This is a genomic window from Microcoleus sp. PH2017_12_PCY_D_A, from assembly GCF_020738565.1.
Classification (GTDB): domain Bacteria; phylum Cyanobacteriota; class Cyanobacteriia; order Cyanobacteriales; family Microcoleaceae; genus Microcoleus.
The window spans coordinates 1-3,539 of record NZ_JAEQCI010000228.1 but is presented as its reverse complement, the minus strand read 5'-3'; the positions used below and the strand labels follow the sequence as shown (position 1 = coordinate 3,539).

At 43.5% G+C, this 3,539-nt stretch carries 3 protein-coding genes and 1 pseudogene; all 4 read right to left on the bottom strand.

Features of this window, described 5'->3' with window-relative positions; all coding sequences use genetic code 11:
• Positions 1 to 141 precede the first annotated feature (141 nt).
• Positions 142 to 1,233, bottom strand: a complete 1,092-nt coding sequence (locus JGK39_RS32960) for a hypothetical protein (protein ID WP_293262562.1) — start codon at positions 1,231 to 1,233, stop codon at positions 142 to 144.
• A gap of 279 nt (positions 1,234 to 1,512) precedes the next feature.
• Positions 1,513 to 2,490: a hypothetical protein gene (locus tag JGK39_RS32955; RefSeq protein WP_293262559.1), complete on the bottom strand. Its 978-nt coding sequence runs from the start codon at positions 2,488 to 2,490 to the stop codon at positions 1,513 to 1,515.
• Positions 2,491 to 2,547: 57 nt separating this feature from the next.
• Positions 2,548 to 2,916 carry a hypothetical protein gene (locus JGK39_RS32950; RefSeq protein ID WP_293298968.1) on the bottom strand — a complete coding sequence of 123 codons (369 nt, stop codon included), beginning with the start codon at positions 2,914 to 2,916 and terminating at the stop codon, positions 2,548 to 2,550.
• A 61-nt stretch (positions 2,917 to 2,977) separates the two neighbouring features.
• Positions 2,978 to 3,442: pseudogene (locus JGK39_RS32945) on the bottom strand (hypothetical protein); the annotation flags it as partial.
• Positions 3,443 to 3,539 lie beyond the last annotated feature (97 nt).

Here is a 3,539-nt window from a genome sequence, read left to right as displayed (position 1 = left end):
TCACTTGAATACCCCATTTCTCACCTCAATTTACTCAAATTCACCTACTCTGCCTTGATTCTACGCTATCGCCCAAAGATCTCAAATGGGTTCTATAAGGTGCGCCCCGGCGCACCTTACAACAACTCGAACAACTGCGGACTACTTATTTTTCTGCTGAGTCTTCGCCTGTTCGATCGCAATTTCCCTCACAGCTTGGAAAGAACTCAAATTCGACGAACCCTCAATCGCCTTCACCGCCAAATCTTGAACCTGTTTCAAAGCAGAATCAAGCTGTTTCGACAAACTCGCAATCCGCGCATCTTGATTTTGAATTGTCTGCAACATCCCTTGAATTTGCAGTTCATAATTTTGCTTTTGTCCCTCAATATCCTTAGCCGACAAATCAGCCTTAACCTTAGCTTGATAATTGCCAATATTGCGACCATTATCTTTCCCATTCTTGATATTAGCTTCCAACTCCTTCGGGAAAGCTTCCACCTTAGCCTTAACTTCCGCAGACAATTTTTCCCGTTCCGCAATAGATTTTTCCCGTTCCGCCCACTGTTTCTCCTGTTCCAGGCGAAACTCTTCAATTTCTTGATACAGCCTTTTCTGGCGCTGTTCATACTCTTCGACATCCAAATCTCGCTGAAGATTTAAATCGTAATCATACAACTCTTCATCCCGATCGCGATTTTTTTGCTGATTCTCATTGCGTTCTTTAACAGCCAACTTTTGCAACTCCTGCTCTTTTTCCCAAGCCAGCCGCTGTTCCAGCAATTCCTGTTCAACAGTATCGCGCTGTTCGCTGAGTTCGTTAGTAAAAGTTTTCGCACTTTCTTCGTACTCTTGAATCAAATTATCCAGCGTATCTTCCGCAACATCTTCTAAACCGTGCAACTCTTGCAGTTGTTGAACTTCCTCACCCACAGTGCGCCGCAACTCCTCCAGTTTAGCAGCTTCCGAAGTTAATTTTTCCGACAACTCGCTGACAGCACCACCAAAGCCAAATTGCAGCAAAATCAAATTATCAATTGTGGACTGCATTTTTTGTTGAGTTTGAGTTAAAGCCATTGGTTTTTTTGTCTCCACAATAGGTTTTTCTGCTGCTGGTACTGGTGCGGGTGCTTGCTTTGGAGAAGCATTTAGCTGTTTGATTTGCAATTCTAACGCAGCTTTTTCTTGCGCTGCTTCCTTGTATGCTTCTAAGATTTCAGCCTTAGTGCTTTTGTCAGTAAGTTTTTTGTTCATGGCTTTTCATTTGTTAATAGTTGGGAATGAGGTTCGTAGTAAGGACTTCAGTCCTCCCAGGTTCGTAGTAAGGACTTTAGTCCTTCAAGGTTCGTAGTAAGGACTTTAGTCCTTCAAGGTTCCTAGTAAGGACTTTAGTCCTTCAAGGTTCGTAGTAAGGACTTTAGTCCTTCAAGGTTCGTAGTAAGGACTTTAGTCCGAAAATTTTGAAAAAATCAGGAATAAAGTCCGAAAGATCGAACCCGGATGCGGACTAAAGTCCTCACTACAAACCGGGTTTTAAGCTTTGCTCGCAAAAGCTTTCATGGCCAAATCTTGCGCTTGCTTCATCGTAGCTTGTAGTTGCGCGGAAATTTCGGCAATTTGTTCGGTTTGGCGCTGCATTGTCTGCTGTAAAGATTGTACTTTTAACTCATATCCCTGCTTGCTTCCTTCCCATTCTTTGTCAGCTAAATCAGCCTTGACTTTCGCTTCGCGGGAAACTTCTTGAATTGCTTCTTCTTTGGCTTTGATGTAAGCCTGTTTGAGCTCTTCTTCAAATCCAGCAGCTTTTGTCTGATTCTTTTCAAACTCCGCTTGATTGTCGCTGAGGACTTTTTCTCTTTCTGCCCAGTTTTTATCTTTTTCGCGGGTAGACTCTTGCAATTCCCGTTCTAGTTTGCGCTTCGTTTCTTCGTATTCGTCGGTTTCGATTTTGCGCTCGCGCTGCAATTCGTATTGATAATCTGCGGCTTCCTGCTGGCGCTGTTTAGTTGTGAATGCAGTTTTTTCGGCAACTACAGTGTCAAACTCTTGCTGTTCTTTCCCCCAAGTTTTGCGTTTTTGTGTCGTGTCTTTTTCAAGAACTTCGCGCTGGTTGGCAGCATTTTGTTCGAGTACAGTCAATTTTTCTTGATGCTCTTGAGTTAAAATGTGGAGGGCGTCTGCTACAACTCGGATTTGCTGCAATTCTTGCAATTGTTCGGTTTCAATCTCGATCGCCTTTTTTAACTCATCTAATTTTGCAGATTCCGCCTTCAGTTTTTCGGAAAGTCCGCTGGTGATGCTGCCGAAATCTAATTGTAAGTCTGCCAAGCCTTTGACAATGCTGTCAATTGTGTACGTAGAGGCGACTTCGAGGAGTTGTTTGTTTTTAGCTTTTTCGGCTGACTGCTCTTTGGTTTCGACTTTAGATTCAATCTTTTTCTTCTCTGCTAAAATCTGCTGAAAATTTTGCAGAATTTTGGTTTTGCTATCTTTTGCAGTTGCTAGTGTCATAAGGCTTGTTGCTCCTGATTCAAACTTTTAAAGACCTTGTTACTAAGACGTGTTGAGCTATCCTAAGTTCCGGAGTTGGCTGAGAATAGATCGATATTTTCTGGCTGCATTTGGTGGGAAGTTTGGATGATTGCTTTCTAGAGATTTGAGAATCTTTTTACAGCGCTCGCACCGATTGGCTTGCCAGCACTCGCAATCGTCAACTATACTTACAAGTGTGTCTTTAAGCAGTTGATTTTCCGAGAGCAAAGCTTGGTAATTTCGCCGGATAGATTCGGCAACTACACTCATATGCTGGAAGTCTACAGTGAGACTTTCGATGTCGTTAATTGTATCTGCCCGAATTTGGTCGAGTAGCTCGCAATTTTCTCGCAAACGGCTTTCTTGCAGGTTGGGTTGGGTTTTAATTTTCGTTAATTTCTTCATTTTACTTTTCGCTGTCACAGTTACGGAAAAGGCGCGATTAAATCGCGCCTTTTCCACAAAATTAGAACAAGTCAGCAGTCGCTCTGTCTTCCGCAGATGGCAGCGACATATTACCGTTGGAATTCAAAGCAATAGCATCGCTTTCACCGTTGGCGTGAGCGGCCATTAAAGACGCAACTTGTGCTGCTGGTAGGTTATCTAAACAAATCATAGCCCTGGTTCCTTCCAAGTCAATCATCCGCGATTGATTGCTCGCATCGGACAAAACTGCTGCTGCTTGATCGATAACTCCCCAGTCTTTCCGCTCGTTCCACGACCATTTTAAACTGTAGTAATTGATGGGTTTTACTACTCCGCTATCGTCGGGTTTTTGACCGGAATGCTTGACAAATTCTGGAATGAAAATTCCGGTTGCTGGCTCTACGCCGCGGGATTGAACTGATGCGACTAAACGGTTAAAATCGTTCAGACTGCGGTTTTTGATGTACGTCACCATGACAACTCCTTGCGGCAGTTCGCCAGTTTCGTTAGAGTCGATAGAGGCATTGCTACCTCTACCTCTCCTTCAGAACCGTGCATGAGACTTTCACCTCACACGGCTCCTTGATAATTCCACCTTTGTT